Source organism: Aminobacterium colombiense DSM 12261, assembly GCF_000025885.1.
GTDB classification, from domain to species: domain Bacteria; phylum Synergistota; class Synergistia; order Synergistales; family Aminobacteriaceae; genus Aminobacterium; species Aminobacterium colombiense.
On the sequence record NC_014011.1, the window covers coordinates 1,195,043 to 1,215,572 of the forward strand.

General features: G+C 46.7%; 20 protein-coding genes and 1 other RNA gene. 5 read left to right on the forward strand and 16 right to left on the reverse strand.

Annotated elements, in window-relative coordinates; genetic code table 11:
- Positions 1–16: 16 nt before the first annotated feature.
- The 6 genes from AMICO_RS05990 to hpf all read right to left on the reverse strand — a co-directional run bounded on the left by AMICO_RS05990 (position 17) and on the right by hpf (position 7,098).
- On the reverse strand, positions 17–2,650 hold the full coding sequence (locus tag AMICO_RS05990) for a CBS domain-containing protein (RefSeq protein ID WP_013048563.1): 2,634 nt from the start codon (positions 2,648–2,650) through the stop codon (positions 17–19).
- Complete coding sequence (coaE, locus tag AMICO_RS09950) at positions 2,647–3,528, reverse strand: dephospho-CoA kinase (protein WP_013048564.1); 882 nt, start codon at positions 3,526–3,528, stop codon at positions 2,647–2,649. Before coaE ends, AMICO_RS05990 begins: the two co-directional genes overlap by 4 nt.
- A complete protein-coding gene (locus tag AMICO_RS06000; RefSeq protein WP_013048565.1) occupies positions 3,488–5,470 on the reverse strand; it encodes an ATP-dependent helicase in 1,983 nt (660 codons plus the stop codon). Before AMICO_RS06000 ends, coaE begins: the two co-directional genes overlap by 41 nt.
- On the reverse strand, positions 5,467–6,126 hold the full coding sequence (gene hypB, locus AMICO_RS06005) for a hydrogenase nickel incorporation protein HypB (protein ID WP_013048566.1): 660 nt from the start codon (positions 6,124–6,126) through the stop codon (positions 5,467–5,469). Before hypB ends, AMICO_RS06000 begins: the two co-directional genes overlap by 4 nt.
- A complete protein-coding gene (gene hypA / locus AMICO_RS06010; RefSeq protein WP_013048567.1) occupies positions 6,110–6,472 on the reverse strand; it encodes a hydrogenase maturation nickel metallochaperone HypA in 363 nt (120 codons plus the stop codon). The genes hypB and hypA overlap by 17 nt, the downstream gene beginning before the upstream one ends.
- Positions 6,473–6,558: 86 nt before the next feature.
- Complete coding sequence (gene hpf / locus AMICO_RS06015) at positions 6,559–7,098, reverse strand: ribosome hibernation-promoting factor, HPF/YfiA family (RefSeq protein ID WP_013048568.1); 540 nt, start codon at positions 7,096–7,098, stop codon at positions 6,559–6,561.
- 149 nt (positions 7,099–7,247) lie between these two features.
- Here hpf and AMICO_RS06020 point away from each other — a divergent pair, with 149 nt between their 5' ends.
- Positions 7,248–8,438 (forward strand): pyridoxal phosphate-dependent aminotransferase, encoded by a 1,191-nt coding sequence (locus AMICO_RS06020; RefSeq protein ID WP_013048569.1) that lies wholly within the window; start codon positions 7,248–7,250, stop codon positions 8,436–8,438.
- A gap of 83 nt (positions 8,439–8,521) precedes the next feature.
- On the opposite strand, the gene AMICO_RS06025 is transcribed toward AMICO_RS06020, so the two are convergent.
- Positions 8,522–9,487 (reverse strand): 2-hydroxyacid dehydrogenase, encoded by a 966-nt coding sequence (locus AMICO_RS06025; protein ID WP_013048570.1) that lies wholly within the window; start codon positions 9,485–9,487, stop codon positions 8,522–8,524.
- A 243-nt stretch (positions 9,488–9,730) separates the two neighbouring features.
- Between AMICO_RS06025 and AMICO_RS06030 the strand changes: the two genes are divergently transcribed.
- The gene (locus AMICO_RS06030; RefSeq protein ID WP_013048571.1) at positions 9,731–11,032 is read left to right on the forward strand and encodes an NCS2 family permease; all 1,302 of its coding nucleotides are present in this window, start codon (positions 9,731–9,733) and stop codon (positions 11,030–11,032) included.
- 117 nt (positions 11,033–11,149) lie between these two features.
- Here AMICO_RS06030 and frr read toward each other — a convergent pair whose 3' ends face one another.
- The 4 genes from frr to rpsB all read right to left on the reverse strand — a co-directional run bounded on the left by frr (position 11,150) and on the right by rpsB (position 13,924).
- On the reverse strand, positions 11,150–11,710 hold the full coding sequence (frr, locus tag AMICO_RS06035; protein WP_013048572.1) for a ribosome recycling factor: 561 nt from the start codon (positions 11,708–11,710) through the stop codon (positions 11,150–11,152).
- Positions 11,703–12,434, reverse strand: a complete 732-nt coding sequence (pyrH, locus tag AMICO_RS06040; RefSeq protein WP_013048573.1) for a UMP kinase — start codon at positions 12,432–12,434, stop codon at positions 11,703–11,705. Before pyrH ends, frr begins: the two co-directional genes overlap by 8 nt.
- Before the next feature lie 71 nt (positions 12,435–12,505).
- Positions 12,506–13,102, reverse strand: a complete 597-nt coding sequence (tsf, locus tag AMICO_RS06045) for a translation elongation factor Ts (RefSeq protein ID WP_013048574.1) — start codon at positions 13,100–13,102, stop codon at positions 12,506–12,508.
- Positions 13,103–13,123: 21 nt separating this feature from the next.
- On the reverse strand, positions 13,124–13,924 hold the full coding sequence (gene rpsB, locus AMICO_RS06050) for a 30S ribosomal protein S2 (protein ID WP_013048575.1): 801 nt from the start codon (positions 13,922–13,924) through the stop codon (positions 13,124–13,126).
- 231 nt (positions 13,925–14,155) lie between these two features.
- Here rpsB and AMICO_RS06055 point away from each other — a divergent pair, with 231 nt between their 5' ends.
- Entirely contained in the window at positions 14,156–14,494 is a 339-nt protein-coding gene (locus AMICO_RS06055; RefSeq protein WP_013048576.1) for a metal-sensitive transcriptional regulator, read from the forward strand.
- Between the two features lie 26 nt (positions 14,495–14,520).
- On the opposite strand, the gene ffs is transcribed toward AMICO_RS06055, so the two are convergent.
- Together ffs and AMICO_RS06065 are read right to left on the reverse strand one after the other, a co-directional pair.
- Positions 14,521–14,619: signal recognition particle sRNA small type (gene ffs / locus AMICO_RS10055), an RNA gene on the reverse strand.
- 75 nt (positions 14,620–14,694) lie between these two features.
- On the reverse strand, positions 14,695–15,147 hold the full coding sequence (locus tag AMICO_RS06065) for a YbhB/YbcL family Raf kinase inhibitor-like protein (RefSeq protein ID WP_013048577.1): 453 nt from the start codon (positions 15,145–15,147) through the stop codon (positions 14,695–14,697).
- Between the two features lie 133 nt (positions 15,148–15,280).
- On the opposite strand from AMICO_RS06065, the gene AMICO_RS10385 reads away from it, so the two are divergent.
- Together AMICO_RS10385 and AMICO_RS06070 are read left to right on the forward strand one after the other, a co-directional pair.
- The gene (locus AMICO_RS10385) at positions 15,281–15,664 is read left to right on the forward strand and encodes a zinc-binding metallopeptidase family protein (protein WP_274531977.1); all 384 of its coding nucleotides are present in this window, start codon (positions 15,281–15,283) and stop codon (positions 15,662–15,664) included.
- A gap of 32 nt (positions 15,665–15,696) precedes the next feature.
- The gene (locus AMICO_RS06070) at positions 15,697–16,575 is read left to right on the forward strand and encodes an amidohydrolase (RefSeq protein WP_274531978.1); all 879 of its coding nucleotides are present in this window, start codon (positions 15,697–15,699) and stop codon (positions 16,573–16,575) included.
- Positions 16,576–16,607: 32 nt separating this feature from the next.
- On the opposite strand, the gene pepT is transcribed toward AMICO_RS06070, so the two are convergent.
- From pepT to AMICO_RS06085, 3 genes are all read right to left on the reverse strand, one after another.
- The gene (pepT, locus tag AMICO_RS06075) at positions 16,608–17,843 is read right to left on the reverse strand and encodes a peptidase T (protein WP_013048578.1); all 1,236 of its coding nucleotides are present in this window, start codon (positions 17,841–17,843) and stop codon (positions 16,608–16,610) included.
- 87 nt (positions 17,844–17,930) lie between these two features.
- A complete protein-coding gene (mgtE, locus tag AMICO_RS06080; RefSeq protein ID WP_013048579.1) occupies positions 17,931–19,307 on the reverse strand; it encodes a magnesium transporter in 1,377 nt (458 codons plus the stop codon).
- 281 nt (positions 19,308–19,588) lie between these two features.
- Entirely contained in the window at positions 19,589–20,455 is an 867-nt protein-coding gene (locus AMICO_RS06085) for a hypothetical protein (RefSeq protein ID WP_013048580.1), read from the reverse strand.
- Between the last annotated feature and the right edge of the window lie 75 nt (positions 20,456–20,530).

The following is a 20,530-nucleotide window of genomic DNA, read 5'->3' on the forward strand; positions in this document are numbered from 1 at the left end:
CACACTCCTTATATATTCAATGGCGCTTTGTTTGTCGCAACTCTAAGGGGAAGTTGTTTTTTATCCAGGCTACTTCCTCTTCGAGGGTAGTCAGTTCTTCGTTTAAACAACGATCTCTCAGCTGAGATAAAATCTCTCCGATCTGAGGCCCCCCCCTGTACCCCATCTCTATCAGATCGCGACCTGTCAGGTGGCTCTTAGTTCTATAAAGGCGAGTCAAGTAAGAAAGAATCCGACGCCTCACCCGCCAGCGTTCCGTAGCAGCGCTCCAGAACAAGGCCGTTACAGGCGATATCTCACGGAGATAACCATAAATTTCAGAGTTCTTTACAAGGGTTCGACCTCCCAGATCCTGCTCTGCCGCACGAAGGCCGTCAAGGGATTGTACCATGATATCCCGTTCTCTTGGTGCCAGACTCAAACGGTCAAGAATAGCAAACTGAACTGTTTCATGAGATTCTATGGCTAGGGCAGCGAGAAACGCCAGCCATTCATATCCTCTGAAGTCAGGAAAATCTCTTGATATACGGGCAAGAAAAGCAGAAAGACGGCGAATAGTCCGCACAGCTGTCTTTCCAATACGTAATCCGGGAAAGAGAATATCCCATACACCGAGTTCGGCCATCCGCTTTAACGCAGGGAAAGGAGCCTTTTCCTGCATGGTCAATTCAAGTTCGCTGCGAAGACGATAACCTGAAAGCCGGGCCAGAAGACCGCCTTTTAAACAACTATGCAAAAGGCGAAGAGTATTATCTTCCAAGTGAAAATTAAGACGCTGCTCAAGACGTATGCCCCGGATGACCCTTGTGGGATCTTCAACAAAACTCAGGTTATGGAGTACTTTCAGTGTTTTTTTATTCAAGTCCCTTCGTCCGCCGAAGTAATCGATAAGAGTTCCCCAGGAATCAGGGGTTATGGAAACAGCCATAGCGTTAATGGTAAAGTCTCTACGATACAAATCATGCTTTAGGGAATCGCTGGATACCCTGGGCTGGGCCAATGGGTACTCGTAGAACTCGCGACGGGCTGTGGCCACATCAACTTTCATGCCATCAGAAAAAATGAGGGAACCTGTCTTATAACGCTCGTGCAACGATATGTGACACCCTTCCTGATTTATGCTTTTCAAGAAATCCACTGCGTTTCCTTCTACAACCACATCAAGGTCAAGGCTCTCTCTGCCAAGCATAATATCCCTCACAATACCTCCAACGATATAGGCTTTCATGCCGAGAGACTGAGCTTCCTTTCCCAGATAAATAAGAATTTCATACTGGCGCGGAGTAAGAGTTTCTTTTAAAAGATGTTCCAGGTTATCTGTCCACGGCATCTCTGGAGCTATCTTTCTTTCTTCAGGGGGGAGGGATTCTGGATAGAGAGCCCGGATGAGATCTGTACGGGTCACTATCCCGACCAAAACATGGCCGTCAAGCACAGGAAGACGGCCTATATTGTGAAAAACAAGAATCCGATGGGCCTCTGCTATGGAAGCTTCTTTTGATACTGAAATAACGCCCTCCGTCATAAATTCCCTCACGAGAGCCAGGCCAAAACCGTGAAGCTGGGCCTTGTCAAGGTCTTTCCTGGTAATGATGCCCTTGACCTTTTCTCCATAAACAACTGGGAGGGCGGAGTGACCATACCTTATCATGGTCCTGTAGGCATCATTCACCGAAGAATCCGGCTCCACAGCCATAACTGGGCTAGTCATTATATCTTCCACTTTGATACGGGGCTGAATGGATTCCTCCAGCTTTTTTTCAAGACTTTCCAGTATAGATAGAGGGCGCACATTATGCAAAGTCACAGAGGCGGCCTGGGGATGTCCCCCTCCACCGAGATGGGCGAGAAACTTCGATACATCCAGAATGCTCTCGTGGCTTCGCGCCACTACATAGGTTCTCTTCTCCATGCGGACAGCCGCAATGGCTATCTCTGCGGCAAAATAATCTCTAAGTCGATGAACGAAGAGAGAAAGGCCGTCCACATATACAGGGGAAGATGTGTATGAAAGAACTACCCGAGCGCCGTTTATATAACGAACCCAGGCGTTCTCGATAAGGAGATCAAGAATTCGCCGCTCAGGGGCAGAGAAGCTCATCTCTATATGGGAAGGGATGATTGTCAGATCGGCTCCTAACTCTTTGAGTCTGGAGATGGCATGAAAGTCCCTCTCCGTCGTGCCGCCAAAGGTTAAGCCTCCTGTGTCTTCGTAAATTCCCATGGCAAAAAGGGTCGCTTCATGGGGTGTAATTGGTATCTGCCGTTCAAGAAGAATCTCTACAAGTAAGGTGGTAGTGGCCCCAACGGGGTCTATGACCATAAGTTCTCCATCAATATCGTCGAAAGAGGGAGGGTGGTGATCGTACACATGAACCGAAACATCTTTGCGCCCAAGCAATGTAACATAGGGACCAATCCGGGATCGAGACCGAGTATCGACGATAATCAGCTGAGTAACTTCATCCTTACGCACTTTGCGAGGAGTCACAATTGGCCAGCGCTGCGGAAATTTCCTCAAGAAATCCCGCACCGTCCGGCTCGTGGAACCAGACAGGGAAAGGACAGCGTCGGGGTATAATTTAGACGCCGCTACCATACTTGCGATGGAATCAAAATCATTTCCCATATGACTCGTTATTACTTTCACCCAATGATCTCCTCCACTAGCTCGTTCCGAAGAGAGCGAGAAAGGCGGCGAATCGAAATAAGCTCAGTTTCTTCAAGTCCCTCTTCTGTCAATGTCCTTTCAACAAAGGCCCAATAAAACTCACATGAATAGGCCCTCATCATATATCTTTTGTTCATAGAAAGGGAACCGCCTCGAACCAGAGCGTTTGTCAAGGGCACTATTTCAATTCTTGTGACCTGACCAGAGGCTCCTAATCGTATGGCGGCCTTCCGTATAACAAGTTCATCGGAAGAATAGCCTCTTATTTCGCAAAGAGCGGCCATTTTCTTAAATAAGGCCGCATATCGGCTCAGACTCTGTTCAAGAGTGTCAATTGAGCTATCATTGCGTATAACCAGATCGGCTTCAGCGCGCTTTTCTTCAGCGTTACGGAGAAAACGTTCGCGACGTTCTATTTCTTCTTTGTTCCATCCCCGCACTTCGTTTCTTGCTAGGCGAAGATCAAGGGGGGCTGTTACGTAAACAGAGAGATCGACCCACCAGGGAATCCTGTTTTCAAAAAGAAGGGGAATCTCCGCTATAACCCATCCTTGTAGAGAGGCAACTTTCCGTTCCATTTCGATACGGACAAATGGATGGATCATGTCACAAACCCATTCATACTCCGTCATATCGGAGAAAACAATGGAGGCCACCACCGACGGATTTATATGGCCATTTCCAAGAAGGACCTGGGTTCCCCAACGCTCACTTGCCCTACGAAGCACTGTGGTGTCTTTCCACGCCTCATGGGCTAATGCATCGGCATCGATAATAGTAGCGCCAAGGCTTTTCCAGATTTGGCTTACAGTTGACTTACCAGCCCCAACGTCTCCTGTCACTCCCAAAACCAGCATTGGTCCTCTCCTCCTCGCCTCGATCATCAACATTTTTATTTCCGTCTGGAATCTCCCATAAGAACCGGGAAAGCCCATTACGGAACACTGTGCCAAAAAGGCGTCGACTCCGGGCGCCAGACATATAAAGTTTCTCTTCAGCCCGAGTCATACCAACATAGCACAGACGCCGTTCTTCTTCGAGACTTTCCTGAACCTCAAGACATTTAAAATGAGGGAAGATCGCTTCTTCGAGCCCCACAAGAAATACTACTGGGAACTCGAGTCCTTTGGCTGCGTGGAGGGTAAGGAAGTTCACAGCTTCAAGATCATCCATATCTGTAGTTTCAAGGTCTGTAAAAAGGGCTACTTCAGCCAGAACCTCCGCGAGATCACCACCACTAGTGACCAAAGAGCCTAACTCACGTATATTTTCTACCCGCTCTTCCCATCCTTCGGGGTCGTCTTTTTTCAACTGATCCTCATATTCTATACTATCAAGAATATAAAGAAGAACATCATGAAAACTACCTGATCTTTTTATAATATTAAACATATGACGGCCTAATTCCATCGCACCAATCTTGGCTTTTCCCGTCAACCCCAGATCTTTTCCATCGGCCACAGCTCTCCATAGCTGTTCAGCTTCCATTTCAGGAATGGCCCCAAGGCCCTCCATAAGCTTTTCCTGGCTTTTCTTACCAATCCCACGGGTCGGAACGTTTGCTATTCTTCCTAATGAGGCGCCATCGAGAGGATTCACAGCCAAACGCATAAATGAAAGCACATCTTTAATCTCTTTACGATCATAGAAAGCGGTGCCTCGCACAACTCGATATGGAACCCCTTTTTCTATGCATTTTTGTTCGTATATGCGGCTCATGGCATTTATCCGATACAATACCGCCATGTCCCCATACCTGTACCCGCAGAAATTATGAAGTCTATGCATCTCAGATAAAATAAAATCTGCCTCCTGGTATTCGTTAGGGGCGAGGAGGACATAAATTTTTTCTCCCATATCCCTTGCTGTCCAGAGGTTCTTTTTCCTTCTGCGTTCGTTGCTGATAATAACTGCATTGGCCGCTTTTAATATATTTCCTGTAGACCGATAGTTCTGATCAAGAACTACCACCTTGGCCGCCGGGAAATCTTTCTCAAAATTAAGAATCATGGTCATATCGGCTCCCCGCCAACCATAAATAGACTGATCAGGGTCGCCTACTACCATAATATTTCCTTTTGTCCCAATAAGTCTGCGAAGCAAGAAATACTGGGGTTTGTTAACGTCCTGATATTCATCAACAAGAATCCAGTCCAGACGGGATTGCTCTTGCTCACGAAGTTTTTCGTCAACCATAAGAAGGTGAAGAGGCAAAATAAGAAGGTCGTCAAAATCTACAGCATTCTGCCTGCGAAGTTCGTCATGATATTTTCTATAGACCTCATGTTCTATTCCTTCAAGACCTACAGGCTCAAGGGTTTTATGGTTTCCTTCTGTTTTAGCCTTTGAAATATGGTCAAGGACGTTGGTCGGATCTATCTGTTTTGGATCAAGCTTTAGATCCTCCATAATTTTCTTTACAAGAGAACGGCTATCGTTCCGGTCAAAGATGGCAAAGCCTTTTCTGAGACCGAGAAATTCCAGCTGGTCGCTATTGCGAAAAAGAAAGTGGAGACCAAAAGAATGGAAGGTGCTTACCTGCATTGCCGAAGCCTTGGCTCCGACCAAGGCCTGCACTCTCTCCCCCATTTCCCTGGCTGCTTTGTTTGTAAAGGTCACAGCTAAAATGCCCTTGGGTGAAGCGTACCCCTTCTCGATGAGATAAGCTATTTTATGGGCTAAGACACGGGTTTTACCACTCCCCGCCCCTGCCAGTACAAGGAGTGGCCCATCACAATAACGCACTGCCTCTTGCTGCCTTGGGTTCAGTTTATCTAAAATAGAATCAGCTACACTCATACAGAACGTTTCTCCTTCAACCATGTTTCAACTAGTGACACCCATCGGTCAATCCCTTTTCCGTTCAAAGCTTCTATTTCTATACATTCCACACGCGGGTTCAGATGCTGCAAATCATTTTTGTAGAGATCCATATCGAAGGGGACGTAGGGGGCCAGATCCATTTTTGTCAGCAGCACTGCCTTTGCCTCAGAAAAAAGGTGGGGGTATTTGAGGGGTTTATCAGCACCTTCTGGAACGCTGCTCACCGCGACCTTCATATCTTCGCCGATATCAAATTCCGCGGGGCACACTAAATTCCCTACATTCTCTATAAAAATAACATCAAGATCTTCAAGAGGAAGCTCTTTAAAAGCCTTACTCACAAGATTCGCTTCGAGATGGCAGCCCCCATGGGTATTTATCTGAATAGCAGGAACTCCCAGTTTAGACAACCGCTCGGCATCTCGCGATGTGGCAATATCTCCTTCGATAACGGCAAACCTGAAGGAGGCCGCCTTTTTTGTAGCTTCGAGAAGGGTGGTCTTTCCAGCTCCGGGGGAACCAATAATATTGATCACAAGAATGCCACGGTGATGGCTTTCATCCCTCATCCGGCGGGCAAATTCTTCATCGGCGGCCATAACAGACTGCCTTATTTTATATACTTTCGCCATGGTCCTCTTCCACCTCCACAGACTCTATATCCAGTTCCATACCAGATAGAACATTTACTTCGTAACTTCCACAGAAAGGGCAAATAAAATCCATTTGATCCTCTCCCCATTCTTTAAGGCAACCCTTGCATTGAAAGCCCATGGGTATTTGCTTAATTTCCATACGAGAACCTTCAAGGGGAGTCCCTTCTGTTGCCACCTCATAGGCAAACATCATAACATCAGGAATGACCTGACGCATGGCTCCGACATGAAGGGTTACTTTCTCTATCCGTTTCCAGCCGTGCTGGCCTTTCAACTCAAGAAGAGATTCAATCACAGACTCCACAAGAGACATTTCATGCATTGGTACTCCCCCTAACAACAACACCTACAGAAAAAAAGGCCCCCAAAGGGGGGCCTTCTGTACCTTCACAGAAAACCTTTCAGTTGTTACTCTAAAGGCTCGATCAGTCCAAAACCACCGTTTTTCCTTTTATACACCACATTAACTAAACCAGTCTCTACGTTTTTGAAAAGAAAGAACTCATGGCCCAGAAGCTCCATCTGCATTGTCGCCTCTTTGGCCGTCATAGGACGAAGAGGAAACCGTTTGGTCTTCACTATCTCTTCTTCCGCTGGGAGCAACGGCTCAGTTTCCACAAAGCCCTCGAGATTAAAGGATATATCACGGGTCCGCAACAGGGCCCTGTCTTTGAGATAATCGTTATGCCGTTTGATCTGACGCTCAATATTCTTCAAAGCCTTGTCAAAGGCTTTTCGCATATCAGGAGCACTCTCCTCGCTTCGCATAATCACACCATTCGCGTTGGAGGTAATTTCAACGTTGTGCATCCCGCGACCGAAACTCACAAGCACTTGGTTATCAAGGATCCGGTTAAAAAACTTGCCTAATTTCGAAACCTTCTCCCTCATGTAACTTCTGAGCTCGTCGTCAATTACAGCATTTCGTGCTACAAAGCGTACGTCCATATACATCCCTCCAATCTTGCTCTATTCCTGTTTATTCTAACATTGCCCCATGATATGAGCAATAAACAAGCACTGGCTGACTTAAGAAGCAGAGACCAGTATAATATCCTATACAGTGACTTACTATAAAAATCAGGAGTTGATATTCTATGCATATTTCCCAACGGGCAAAGAGAATGGAACCCTCCGCGACCCTTGTTGTCACAGCAAAGGCTAAAGCACTCAAACGGGAGGGAAAACCTATAATTTCCTTTGGTGCCGGTGAACCGGATTTTCCTTCTCCTTCTTCGGCTCTGCGATATGCAGAAGAGGCAATGGAAAGAGAGCAAACCCACTACACCCCCGCAGCAGGCATTCCTGAACTTAAGGAAGCTGTATGTTCATACTACAAGAATCACTTTGGACTTACATACGAAAGCAATCAGGTTCTTGTAGGGGCAGGCGCCAAGCCTCTTCTCTATGAAGCCCTAGGCTGCATTGTAGATCCAGGCGATGAAGTTCTAGTTTTTACTCCGGCATGGGTGAGCTATGTGGAACAGATTCGCCTTTTTGAAGGAAAAGAAGTGCTCATAGACACATCAAGCACCGGGTATGTTCCCAACCTCGACGTAGTACGCCAAGCCATCACTCCGCGAACACGATGCATGATGCTCAATACGCCAAACAACCCTACCGGCGCTGTCTACGACGAGAAAACCCTTAAAGGACTCGCGGAACTTGCCGTGGAAAAAAACATTGTCATCATCTATGACGAAATATATGAACGCCTTGTCTATGGCCATGCCAGACACCACCAGATCCTCAATCTTTGCCCAGAAGCCAAAGATTTGACCATCATCGTAAACGGCGTAAGCAAGGCCTTCGCCATGACTGGCTGGCGCATAGGCTATGCTCTCGGCCCCACAGAGATAATAGCCACTATGGGTTCTTTTCAGGGGCACCTTACATCCAATGCCTGTTCTGTGGCCCAATGGGCGGCGGTGGGAGCCCTTCGAGAGGCAAACAATGATGTAATCGCCATGCACAGTCAATTCAGCAAACGGAAAGACCTTGCTGTCAGTCTTCTTAAAGATATGCCGCTCATCACCTTTCAGGAACCTCAGGGCGCCTTCTATGTATGGATCAATATAGAGAAGACCTTTGGCAAAAAACACGGGAATACACTTATCACAGATGATAGCTCTTTCTGCTCAGCCCTTCTCGACAGCAAGTATGTAGCGGGCGTACCAGGAACAGCCTTTATGGTGCCTGGATATATGCGCATCTCCTATTCGAACTCAACAGAAGAAATTACGGAGGGAATGGGGCGCCTCAAAGAATTTCTTGAGGAAATTAAATAAACTGAAACCATAGGTTCGCAAATAGCGTGAAAAAAGATGGGGCAGGAGCTTTCTCAAAAAAGAGAGTCCCTGCCCTTTAATTATTATGGGTTTACCACATAAAGCGGTTGCCGTCCTTCCAGGGCATCAATCAAGTTTTGCGCGGCAAGGCGGCTCATGCCCCCCCTGGAATCGTACGTGGCACTTCCCATATGGGGCATAACTGTCACGTTCGGAAGGGTAAGGAGGGGCTCGTCCAAAGGTACCGGCTCCTTTGCAAAAACATCGAGGCCTGCAGCCCATATCCATTTTTCTGACAAAGCCTTACACAAGGCCTTTTGATCCACCACCAGGCCGCGGGAAGTATTCACCAGAATCGCTGTAGGTTTCATCATTCGCAGCTCTCGCTCTCCAATGAGACTGCGCGTTTCATCCTTCAAAGGGCAGTGAAGGGTCACATAATCAGACGTTTGAAGCAATTTATCTAGTGAAACCCTCTGGGCTCCCAACTCTTTTTCCGCCGCTGGCTTCGCTGATGGATTATAGTAACAGATGGACATGCCAAAACCCTTTGCCCGCCTGGCCACTGCTTGCCCAATTTGTCCAAAGCCCACAATGCCAAGTTTCTTGCCAGCTGTATCCATTCCAAGCCACATATCCGGATACCAGGTAGTCCACTGGCCTCTCCTCAAATACTCGCTGCACTCCACGAGGCGGCGCGCTGCTGCCAACAACAAAGTGAAAGCCAGATCAGCAGTGGCGTCAGTTAAAACATCAGGGGTATTGCAGATCATGATCCCATGACGTTTTGCCGCTTCAATATCGATATTATCAAATCCTACCGCGTGCTGACTCACAACTTTCAGTTTTGGAGCATGGGAAAAAAGCTCGTCGTCAATTGCGTTTGCCGGCATTGAAAGAAGCCCTTCCACGTCCTGAACCTCCCGTAACAGAGTTGCGCGATCTGGGGCTCCCTCCCCTCTCCACATTTTATAATCCACATGTCCATTGAGAAGGTCCATTCCCTCTTTTAAAATCCTTTGGGTGACATATACTTTAGGCAAAGCCAATAAATCCACCTCCTAATTATTCGCTAAAGGTTATGATAATATTCTAGCAGGTAAAATATTTCACATTTTCACCTTTGCCCATATCTGCTGACTGGTCAGACATTTCTTTATCCCCTTTGGGGATGATGTTATCCTGTTTGATGACACAAATGTACTTTAGCTCATTGAATTTTATATAAGTATGGATTATACTTCCCACTGTTCTTATCATATTAAAACAATGAAACAGGAGGTTGTAAAACCATGGCTTCATGGCTTGAAAAACGTTTTAAAGTGCGGGAAGCAGGAAGTGACGTGCGTACTGAAATTTTGGCGGGGATAACGACCTTTATGACAATGGCGTATATTATTTTCGTCAATCCAAGTATTATGGAAAGTGCAGGAATGCCTTTCGGTCCCGTAATGACCGCCACATGCCTCGCAAGCGCTTTTGCCACTCTTCTCATGGCATTCCTAGCCAACTACCCCATTGCTCTTTCAGTAGGCATGGGGCTTAATGCCTTCTTTGCCTTCGGAGTAGTCCTTGGAATGGGGATCAGCTGGCAAACCGCCTTGGCCGCCATATTCACTGAAGGCGTCATTTTCATACTCCTTACATTAACACGTCTTCGCGAAGAAGTGGTCAACGCCATCCCAACATCCCTAAAGATAGGCATCTCTACAGGTATCGGCTTGTTTATTACATTTATCGGCCTTCAAAGCGCTGGCATTATTGTTAACAACGATGCTGTTCTGGTGGGCATGGGCAATTTGAAAACCCCCACTGCCCTCTTAGCCATCCTCGGCTTCTTCATAATGGTCACCATGGAAGCCCGGCGAATCAGAGGAGCCATCCTCTGGGGCATACTCATCATTACTGCGGCAAGTATCCCACTAGGTGTTACAAACATGCCTAACGGCCTCATTTCAATGCCGCCATCTATTGCCCCCATATTCGCAAAACTTGACTTTTCTTCTATTCTGAACCCCAACTTCTGGATAGTTGTCTTTACCTTTTTCTTTGTAGATTTCTTTGACACAGTTGGAACCCTTGTAGGCGTAACCCACAGAGCAGGAATGCTCGATGCCGAGGGTAACCTTCCCAGAGCAAAAGAAGCTCTTCTTGCCGACGCTATTGGAACCGCAGCCGGCGCCATTCTGGGAACATCAACAGTTACATCATATGTAGAAAGCGCCAGCGGCGTAGAACAGGGAGGCCGGACAGGTCTCACCGCTCTTGTAACGGCAGTCCTTTTTATTTTAGCTCTCTTCTTCAGCCCATTAGTTGCCATTGTTCCCGCCTGTGCTACGGGCCCTGCCCTTGTTATGGTTGGCATCTTTATGATGATGAGCTTAAAACAATTTGATTTTACCGAGTGGACAGACCTCGTTCCAGCCTGTATCGCTATTTTTACTATGCCATTCAGCTACAGTATTGCGGCAGGAATCGAATTCGGAGTAATCAGTTTTGTCATAGTAAAGTTTTTCACCGGGCGCAAATATCAAATCAGTCCCATGATGGTCTTCCTCTTTGTGGTATTTATCCTCAAGGAGATATTCTTTTAACAGACTGGCTATCAACTAAGCTGTTGCGGTTTCAAAACTGAAAGGGATAACAAGGGCCCCCGTCGATCGATCCAGTATCTCGACGGGGGCCCTTGAAATAAAAACAGTGAATCGTGGCTAGTCTCCCTCAATAATTTCTTTTTCTTTCACTTTAAGCACTTCGTCAATCTTTTTGATGAAGTCGTCTGTTATATCCTGAACATCTTTTGTATATTTCCTCTGTTCGTCCTCGCTGATAACAGAATCTTTCTCCATCTTTTTCAGTGTGTCGTTTACTTCCCTTCGAATGTTACGAACAGCGATCCTGGCCTCTTCAGCGTATTTTGATACAACCTTAGAGAGCTCAATACGCCGTTCCTTTGTTAGTTCGGGAAGGGTAAGACGAATGTTCTCTCCATCGTTCTGGGGATTAATGCCAAGAGAAGATGCCTGAATGGCCTTTTCAATCCCTTTAAGAATAGACCTATCAAAAGGAGCAATCAGAATTTGCCGCGCTTCAGGAACGGAAACTGTCGCCAACTGCTTAATGGGAGTCTGGCTTCCATAGTAGTCAACCCTGATGTCGTTTACCAGACCTGGGTGTGCTCTACCTGTTCTGATACTGATAAATTCCTCTTTGAGATGCTCGATGACCTTCTCCATTTTCTCACTCATGGTTTTTATAGCTTCTTTAGGCACTGTATACTTCCTCCTCCCCTGTCGAAACTATTGTTCCAATCTTTTTCCCATCAACCAGAAAATTATGTAAATTGCCTTTTTTAAGGACATTAAGAACCACTATTGGAATACGGTTTTCCATACACAAGGAAAAAGCCGCCGCATCCATTATTTCGAGCTGCTGCTTTAGAGCTTCCATGTAGGTAATTTTATGCAAAAGCACGGCATCGGGGTTTTTTTCAGGATCCGCACTATATATACCATCTACCTTCGTCGCTTTCAACAAACAATCTGCGTCAACCTCCGCCGCCCGTAGGGCAGCAGCCGTATCTGTGGAGAAATAAGGAGACCCGGTCCCCCCGGCAAAAATAACAATCCGTCCCTTTTCAAGGTGCCGAATGGCCTTTCTTCTTATGTAAGGCTCCGCTAGCTGCCTCATCTCAATGGCTGTCTGTACCCGGGTGGGCACCCCCAGCTTTTCAAGTACATCCTGCAATGCCAGAGCGTTTATGACCGTAGCCAGCATTCCCATAGAATCAGCCTGAGCTCTCTCTATGCCCATGGTTTGAACATCTCTGCCACGAAGCATATTACCGCCGCCAACAACCATGGCAATCTCTACTCCCGTACGTGCTACTTCTGCAATTTCTTCACAAATCGAATGTATTGCTTCTAAATCAAGACCGAAACTTTTCGAGCCGGCCAATACTTCTCCAGAGAGTTTTAGCAACACCCTTTTTACCATGGCATACCCCTCCAACAGAATATTAAGGCAAAAAAAAGGCGAGGTCTCTTTTGGCCTCGCCCCTGTAATTATTACTCGCCGATCGCGAAACGGGCGATTCGTCCTACTTTAATGTTCTCACCCAGTTTAGCAATATGTTCGATTATAAGATCGTTTATTTTTTTATCGCCATCGCGAATATAGGCCTGATCAAGAAGGCATGATGTTTCAAAATACTTCTGCACTTTTCCTTCAGCAATTCTGTCCACAATATTCGCAGGCTTGCCTTCTTCAAGAGCCTGCTGCCGATAAATTTCTTTTTCTCTTTCTACAACATCTTCAGGCACTTCTTCTGAAGAAACAAACAACGGCGCGGAAGCCGCCACCTGCATCGCAAGCTCGTGGCCAAGCTCCTGGAACTCATCTGTTTTCGCCACAAAGTCAGTTTCACAGTTTAACTCCACCATTGAGGCAATCTTGGCATTGGTATGAATATAACAGAAGACCCTTCCATCCTTGGCGCTGCGGCTTGCCTTCTTTGCAGCCTTTGCTATCCCCTTCTCACGAAGATAGTCAATCGCCTTTTCCATATCACCCTTTGTTTCTGCCAAAGCGTGTTTACAATCCATCATACCTGCTCCGGTACGCTCTCTTAGTTCTTTTACTGCAGATGCACTAATCGCTGCCATGCTCAATACGTCCTCCCTTAATTATTCTTCTACTTCTTCAGTATCGTCATAAACTTCGTGGAGCCGCTCTCGCACGGAAATAATGTCTTCATCCGTCACTTCTTCCCCTTCTTCAACGACTTTCTTTACATCAGCATCTTCACCCTGACGGCCTTCGATCATGGCATCTGCCATAAGGCCAGAAATCAATTTAATTGCGCGAATCGCATCGTCGTTACCGGGAATGGGGTAATCTATCATTTCAGGATCACAGTTGGTATCTACAATAGCTATTACGGGGATACCCAACTTCTTCGCTTCAAGAATGGCAATTTCCTCTCTCCGGGGGTCAATGAGGAACAGCGCATCGGGAACATTTTTCATTCCGGCAATTCCACTGAGATATTTCTCAAGTTTAGCCAGCTCTTTTTTAAGAAGGGCAACCTCTTTTTTAGGAAGATTGCTCCAATTATCTTCTGCCGCCATCTTACGAAGTTCTACCATGCGGGTTACACGTTTGCGGATAGTGGAGAAATTCGTTAAAAGGCCGCCAAGCCACCGCTGATTGATAAAGTACTGGCCGCTGCGCTCCGCCTCTTCACGAATAGTATCCTGTGCCTGTCGTTTTGTTCCGACAAAGAGAAGAGAACCATTATTCTGAGCTATCTCACGAACGAAAGCATAGGCTTTTTCAAGGCCCCGAACAGTTTTCTGCAAATCGATAATATAAACGCCATTTCTCTCTGTGAAGATGTATGGTTTCATCTTCGGATTCCAACGTCTCGTCTGGTGACCGAAATGGACGCCACACTCAAGAAGCTGCTTCATACTTACTACTGACATAATAACCCCTCCTACATAATTGGTTTCTTATTCCCTCCACAAACATCCCTTGGAAGTGGAACCTTCGCAGCTCAAAGGCACCCCCACTTCCATCAGTTTATGTGTGTGATATGGGCCAACGGAAAGTATATCACATTTTATGAACGCCCTTCAACTGTTGCAGAAAAAGGGTATACCCTGTATTGTTTGGAGAGTAAAGTTACTAAACAATAGTTTCAAGGAGGATAATCCATGACTAAAAATTCCCTTATCAACAAGCTGGACAACATGTCTCCTACCGGAAAAGCAATGCTCAACAGATTGCGCCGCATAGAAGGCCAATTACGCGGCATTCAGAGAATGATTATCGAAGAAAAACCCTGCTATGAGGTTCTTCTTCAGCTCTCTGCCGCACGCAAGGCCATGCAGAAGGCTTGCATTGAGATATTGAAGAATTACATTAACCAATGCGTCCACGAAGCAAAGGATCCCGACATTGGCAACCTGGAAAAACTCCTCGAGGCTCTCATCGACATAGCTCCTGCCGGCATGGTATTTACAGAAGACCAGGAGCAGGAAAAAGAAGAATAAGCTGCGTATAAAAGCGGTCTTCTCCGGGAGATCCAGCTTCCTGTGGCACCCAAAACGCTCCGCTTACTGCTGCTCCCTCCCGGGCCTGACAGGGTTCACGGTGTTTCGCCGCACAGGGCTGAATCTCCCGGAGAAGACCGCCGAAAGGTATTGTAACAGCCTTTTGAAATGCTGGCAACCTGCAGCCCCTAAAGGTCTGCCTACTTACTAAAACGCCCCATCAGCTCAGTTTTGGCAAGCACATGCCCTTCCATAGTCTCTTCAAGAACATGCAATGGGGCTCCACCCTTTAGATCAAGCTCCTCATCGAGGGCGTAGAGTGTAAAATAATAACGATGCACACCTGATGGCGGTTGGGGTCCATCATACCCTGACTCACCCCAGCTATTCAGCCCCTGTCGTATGCCATCTGATGTTTCGATAGCGCGTCCCAGATCCGACGGAAGGCAGCATCGTTCAGCAGGAATATTATAAACAACCCAGTGTGTCCATGTACCGGCAAGGGCATCGGGGTCTCTGCACACAAGAGCGAAAGTGCGAGTTTCAACTGGTACATCCTCCCAGCACAGGGAGGGAGCGCTGTTATCAAATCCTCGCCCGTGATGTCGGGGAATCATCTCTCCATGATTAAAACTGGAACTTGTAAGTTTCACCTCTTCCTTCCCCCTTTCTATCATAAATATAATTATAGACGAGAGATATGAAAACACCATAATTTAAATTTAAAAGGTATGATTAACTGTATCGCCGTGATAGGACAATTTCTTTACTTACGGAGGTGTAATAGTGATCTCTCAGGAACTAGAAAAAAAAGTGCTTTTTTATCGCCGTGATTTTCACAAATATCCCGAAACAGCTTGGTCTGAGTTCAGGACAGCATCACTTATCGCTGAATATCTTTACAAAATGGGCTATAAAGATCTACTTTTTGGTTCTTCCATCTTCGATTTCACCTCAGTTATGGGAAGACCTGATGAAAACATCATCGACCACCACATAGGGAGAGCCATCCGGCAAGGGGCGATAAAAGAATGGATAGATAAAATGGAACGTCATCCCGGAGTGATGGCGGTTCTGGATACGAAACGATCTGGCCCCACTGTAGCGCTCCGTTTCGATTTAGACGCCGTGGATATTACAGAAACAAAGGATCCGGCCACCGCCCGGTAAAAGAAGGTTTTGCTTCGGTACATGACGGAGCCATGCATGCATGCGGCCATGATGGTCACGCTGCCATGGGACTAGGCATCGCCGAGCTTATTATAGAACATAGCAACTCTCTAACAGGAACATACAAGCTTATCTTTCAGCCTGCGGAAGAAGGGGTGAGAGGGGCTAAGGCCATGGCAGACAAAGGCATTCTAGATGATTGTGACTACTTTATCGCAATACACCTTGGCATGTCCCACCCAACAGGCGAAGTTACTGCTGGAGCGCAAGGTTTTCTCTGCACTACTAAGTTTGACGTTCGCTATACAGGTGTTTCCGCCCATGCCGGCGCCGCTCCTGAAAATGGAAGAAACGCCCTTCTTGCCGCCTGTGCTGCCGCTTTAAACATGCATGCCATAGCACCCCATGGTAAAGGGATAAGCCGTATAAACGTGGGAGTGCTGCAAGCTGGAGAGGGTCGTAACGTCGTTCCTCCCAATGCATTTATGAAAGTGGAAACAAGGGGAGCAACTGAAGAAATAGAAACCTATATGTACAGCAGAGCAAGGGAGATTATCGATGGAGCAGCTAAAATGTACGGTGTTGAAAGTGTCGTCTATGAAACAGGAGCAGCTACGACTGCACGCAGCAGCAATAAAATAGTAGACATCATCGCCAATGAAGCCGTTAAAGTAGATGGAATAACAGAAATAGAAAAAACTGCCGCAGCAGAAGGCAGCGATGACGCTACGTGGATGATGAAACGGGTTCAAAACCTTGGCGGCCAGGCAACCTATATAATAGTGGGATCTAATCTCACCGCCGGACATCATAACGAGTATTTCGACTTCGACGAAAGGTCTCTTTTCATTGGAGTTGACCTTATATTCAAAACCCTTCAGGCCATAGCGAAAAATGGTGCCAGGTCTTGAATTTGTGCATACCCATGTACGTATGCACAAATTCAAGACCTGGCACCACAGATGTTTGCTATAATATTTACTATCACTTCTACTCCTTTTTCAAGGGCAAATACCGGTACGTATTCAAAGCGCCCATGGTAATTATGGCCGCCTGTAAAAAGGTTGGGAGTTAAAAGGCCCCGCTGCGAAAGGCTTGAGCCGTCAGTTCCCCCGCGAACAGGAACCACCGTGGGATTCACGCCCGCTTTTTTCATGGCCTTTTCAGCAATTTCAACAATATACATGGCCCCCCTGATCTTTCCCGCCATATTGTAATATTGGTCGCGCAGAGAACAACCTATAACACGAAAACCATATTTCTGCTGTAGACTAAGAATTGTCTCTTTTACAAAGGCCTTACGCTCTTCAAACCTTTCCACATCATGATCACGAATAATATATTCAAGCTCAGCTTTCTCCACATCCCCCCTGAAAGAGAGGAGATGGTAAAAGCCCTCGTAATTCTCTGTTTCCGCAGGAGTCTCCTTTTGGGGGAACATCGAAACGCATTCAGCCCCTATTAGAGCGGCATTTATCATTTTTCCCTTCGCCGTTCCCGGATGAACGTTTCTGCCATGGATGGTAATGACAGCCTTCGCCCCGTTAAAGGTTTCATAGTTCAACTCCCCCACAGGCCCGCCGTCAACAGTGTATGCGAAATCAGCGCCAAAGGCTTCTATGTCAAGGTACGCGGCCTGGTGCCCAATTTCTTCATCTGGAGTGAAACATATTTTAACAGCCCCGTGTTCTATCTCTGGATGGGCAATAAGATACTCCACTGCCGTCATTATTTGAGCCATTCCCCCCTTATCATCCACACCCAGAAGAGTTGTTCCATCTGTAACGATAAGGTCTTCTCCCTTGTAGCTTTCCAGCTCGGGGAAATCCTTTGGGGACAGCACCACGTTCTGTTCTTCGTTCAACAAGATGTCGCCCCCGTCATAATTGGAGACCACTCTCGCCTTTACATTGGCGCCGGATATTTCAGTTGATGTATCAAGATGGGCTATAAATCCAACAGTCGGTACTTTTTTTTTGGCAGTATTGGCCGGAAGTGTTCCCATGACATAGGCATGGCCATCTACAGAAACATCCATCATCCCCATTGTTTTCATCTCTTCAGCCACGTCATGAGCGAGAAGAAACTGCCCTCCAGAGCTGGGAACAAGGCCAGTCCCTTCCACAGACTGGGTATCAAATGCAGTGTAATGTAAAAAACGTTTAACCACAGAAGACATATGCTCCTTCCCCCTTTTGAATGGTGCCAGGTCCTGAATTTTTGCGTACCCCTATGGGTATGCAAAAATTCAAGACCTGGCACCACATCAGAGTCCTAAGACAAAACGAGCTACATTAAAATAAATTAGTAGTCCGGTAATATCAACTATCGTTGTCAGGGCCGGACTCGCAACAATGGCCGGGTCACACCCCAGGGCTGCCGCTCCCATGGGAAGAGCCGCCCCTATAAGGGTGGATGTTATCACCTGTATGGCCAGAGCAAGGGCTATAGCCAGAGCTATCATTGATAAGGTCATATCTCCCGGAATAGCCAGGCTTCTTGATAAAAACAGAACCTTCCCATAAGAAAGCGCCCCAAGAACGGCCCCCAGCATCAATGATACTTTCAATTCCTTGAATAGTACTTTAAAAATATCCTCCAGGTGGAGGTCACGCAATGCCAAGGCCCGTATGATCACCGTGGCAGCCTGGCTTCCTGTATTACCCCCACTATCTGTAAGCATGGGAAGGTAGAGAGCCAAAATCATAAAATGAGCCAATGTGGCTTCAAACCGATGAATTACCATTCCCGATATAAGGCCGATGGCCGCCAAGCCAACAACCCATAGAACCCTGTTTTTAAAGTGGTCCAATGCCGGAGTTTTCAAATAGGATGCCACTTCGTGGCGGCCGCCAATAGCCATGAGTTTTTCAATGTCTTCCGTATGCTCCTGGTTAATAATGTCAATGGCATCGTCATGGGTAATAATTCCGACCAGTGAGCCCGCATCATTTACAACTGGCAGGGCAATAAGATCGTACTTTGCTATTTTTCGAGCCCCTTCTTCCTGGTCTTCCGTTACATGGGCAAAAATAAGATCCCGATGCATAATATCTGAGACCTTGAGAGCAGGATTAGAAACTATGAGATCTTTTAGAGAGACGAAGCCCAGAAGTTTGCGATCCTCCCCTAAAATATAGACGTAATAAATGGTTTCTCTATCAGGAGCCTCCTTGCGCAGTTCCTCAATGGCCTGTGCCACTGTTATTCCCTCTGTCAGGGCCGCATAGTCGGATGTCATAACAGATCCGCACGTTCCCTCTTCGTATGAAACAAGTCGCCTGATATCATCCCTTTCTGCCTGGGCAAGGGCTGGAAGCAGCATTTCCTGGGTGGCATGGGGCAACAGTCTGAATAGATCAGCTCTATCATCTGGAGACATGTCGGTTACAAGAGCCGCCAGGTCAAGACGGGACAGGCGGTTGGCCAAAGCAACCTGGCTGTCTTCATCGATCTGACAAAAAACCTCTGCTCTTTTATGAGGATCGAGAGCAGAGAGCACCGACCATATTTCCTGAGGCTCAAGGGAAGATAAAAAATCAGCAACGATCGCTGGGTGAGCAGAAAGACAAAATTCTTTGATCAAAGAAAAATCTTTGCTCAGCAGAAAACTCTGCAGAGCTTGTGTCAACGAAATATTCATTGGTATCACTCCTATTCAGAGCCCATCATCAGGCCTCCGAAAAAGAGTGTGGCTGTTCACGAGTGAAAAATCAGCGATACTGAAAGGAGGAGGCCTGCCTGAAAGACGTAATAAATTTTAAACATTCCCTGCTACTAGGGACGTCATCCATGGAACGAACCTCCTTGTAATGTGATAAGTCAACCTGTAACCCTACCCATTGTAACCAAATCCATTAATATTGCAACTTTCATATAAAACTAGGGGCTGCCACGCTGGCAGCCCCTAGAATGCTTCCTTAACTACGAATCGTAACTGGAATCCTCATATCCACCGTAGCCTTCCCATGGGTCGATATCCACATCAACCTCTTCATCACTCATTTCGTCAATATCCACGCCCATATCGTTCCATGACCGCTCCTCTGGACTGAGAATCTCGTTTTCATCACTTTGAGATGCTCTTTCTGCTGTGCGATTCTTTTCTGCAAGAACTTTAAGAGTGGGTTTTTCCCGCCCTGGCACGTCCAGATACACTTCGAGGCGACACCCTCGTTTTCTAGGCGTCCCCTCTCTGGGGATGCTCGTAATTATGGCCTCCACAGGCAAATCTTTTTCCAGAGCCGGGAATATGAACTCTGCCACTTCCCTTGGCAATGTCCCTATCTGCTCTTGCTGCCCTGTCACAACGAAAATATGGTCTTCTTCGACAACAAAGTAAACCGTATCCCCTGCCCGACACTCCCTTAAAATTTCCTGGCGGGATTTGCCGTTGCCATTGGAGAGTGCCGTGTCAAGCACTCTGGAATGAACAGACCGCTCTTCGAGAGGTGACTTTTTTTCTCCCCTTTCACATGGCCGATCGGGGCAAATCTTCGAATAAAGCTCTGGGGAAATATGAAGACGGGAAAAGAAGGCTTCTACAACATTTTTCACTGGAAACTTTTTAACGAGAGGAGCGGTGCTCGAAGGATCCTTAAATTCGATATGAAGGTACGAAACTCCCTTTTCAGAAACTTCCGCTTGCACAATCTCTCCTTCTCCGTAGATGTTATGGACAATGGTCGCTCCCTCAATAAGTGTAATGTTTTCGAAGTTTGTCTCTTCCATATACTTCCGCACAAGGTCCAGAGAAAGCTCTTTCAGTGTTTCTCTCGTTCCGGTCGTCATGAGACTCACCATCCTCTGGTATAACGTTATGTGCGCACATTATAAACTACTTTTCTTATTTGAAAAGGGGGCAAC

Excerpts from the sequence above, each read along its gene's own strand:
- tsf (WP_013048574.1), bottom strand. The coding sequence starts at position 13,102 with ATGGCAGCGATTAGTGCATCTGCAGTAAAAGAACTAAGAGAGCGTACC.
- hypA (WP_013048567.1), bottom strand. The coding sequence starts at position 6,472 with ATGCATGAAATGTCTCTTGTGGAGTCTGTGATTGAATCTCTTCTTGAG.
- hypB (WP_013048566.1), bottom strand. The coding sequence starts at position 6,126 with ATGGCGAAAGTATATAAAATAAGGCAGTCTGTTATGGCCGCCGATGAA.
- hpf (WP_013048568.1), bottom strand. The coding sequence starts at position 7,098 with ATGGACGTACGCTTTGTAGCACGAAATGCTGTAATTGACGACGAGCTC.
- AMICO_RS06030 (WP_013048571.1), top strand. The coding sequence starts at position 9,731 with ATGGCTTCATGGCTTGAAAAACGTTTTAAAGTGCGGGAAGCAGGAAGT.
- AMICO_RS06055 (WP_013048576.1), top strand. The coding sequence starts at position 14,156 with ATGACTAAAAATTCCCTTATCAACAAGCTGGACAACATGTCTCCTACC.
- AMICO_RS06070 (WP_274531978.1), top strand. The coding sequence starts at position 15,697 with ATGCATGCATGCGGCCATGATGGTCACGCTGCCATGGGACTAGGCATC.
- AMICO_RS06020 (WP_013048569.1), top strand. The coding sequence starts at position 7,248 with ATGCATATTTCCCAACGGGCAAAGAGAATGGAACCCTCCGCGACCCTT.
- AMICO_RS06000 (WP_013048565.1), bottom strand. The coding sequence starts at position 5,470 with ATGAGTGTAGCTGATTCTATTTTAGATAAACTGAACCCAAGGCAGCAA.
- pepT (WP_013048578.1), bottom strand. The coding sequence starts at position 17,843 with ATGTCTTCTGTGGTTAAACGTTTTTTACATTACACTGCATTTGATACC.
- coaE (WP_013048564.1), bottom strand. The coding sequence starts at position 3,528 with ATGCTGGTTTTGGGAGTGACAGGAGACGTTGGGGCTGGTAAGTCAACT.
- pyrH (WP_013048573.1), bottom strand. The coding sequence starts at position 12,434 with ATGGTAAAAAGGGTGTTGCTAAAACTCTCTGGAGAAGTATTGGCCGGC.
- rpsB (WP_013048575.1), bottom strand. The coding sequence starts at position 13,924 with ATGTCAGTAGTAAGTATGAAGCAGCTTCTTGAGTGTGGCGTCCATTTC.
- AMICO_RS06085 (WP_013048580.1), bottom strand. The coding sequence starts at position 20,455 with ATGACGACCGGAACGAGAGAAACACTGAAAGAGCTTTCTCTGGACCTT.
- mgtE (WP_013048579.1), bottom strand. The coding sequence starts at position 19,307 with ATGAATATTTCGTTGACACAAGCTCTGCAGAGTTTTCTGCTGAGCAAA.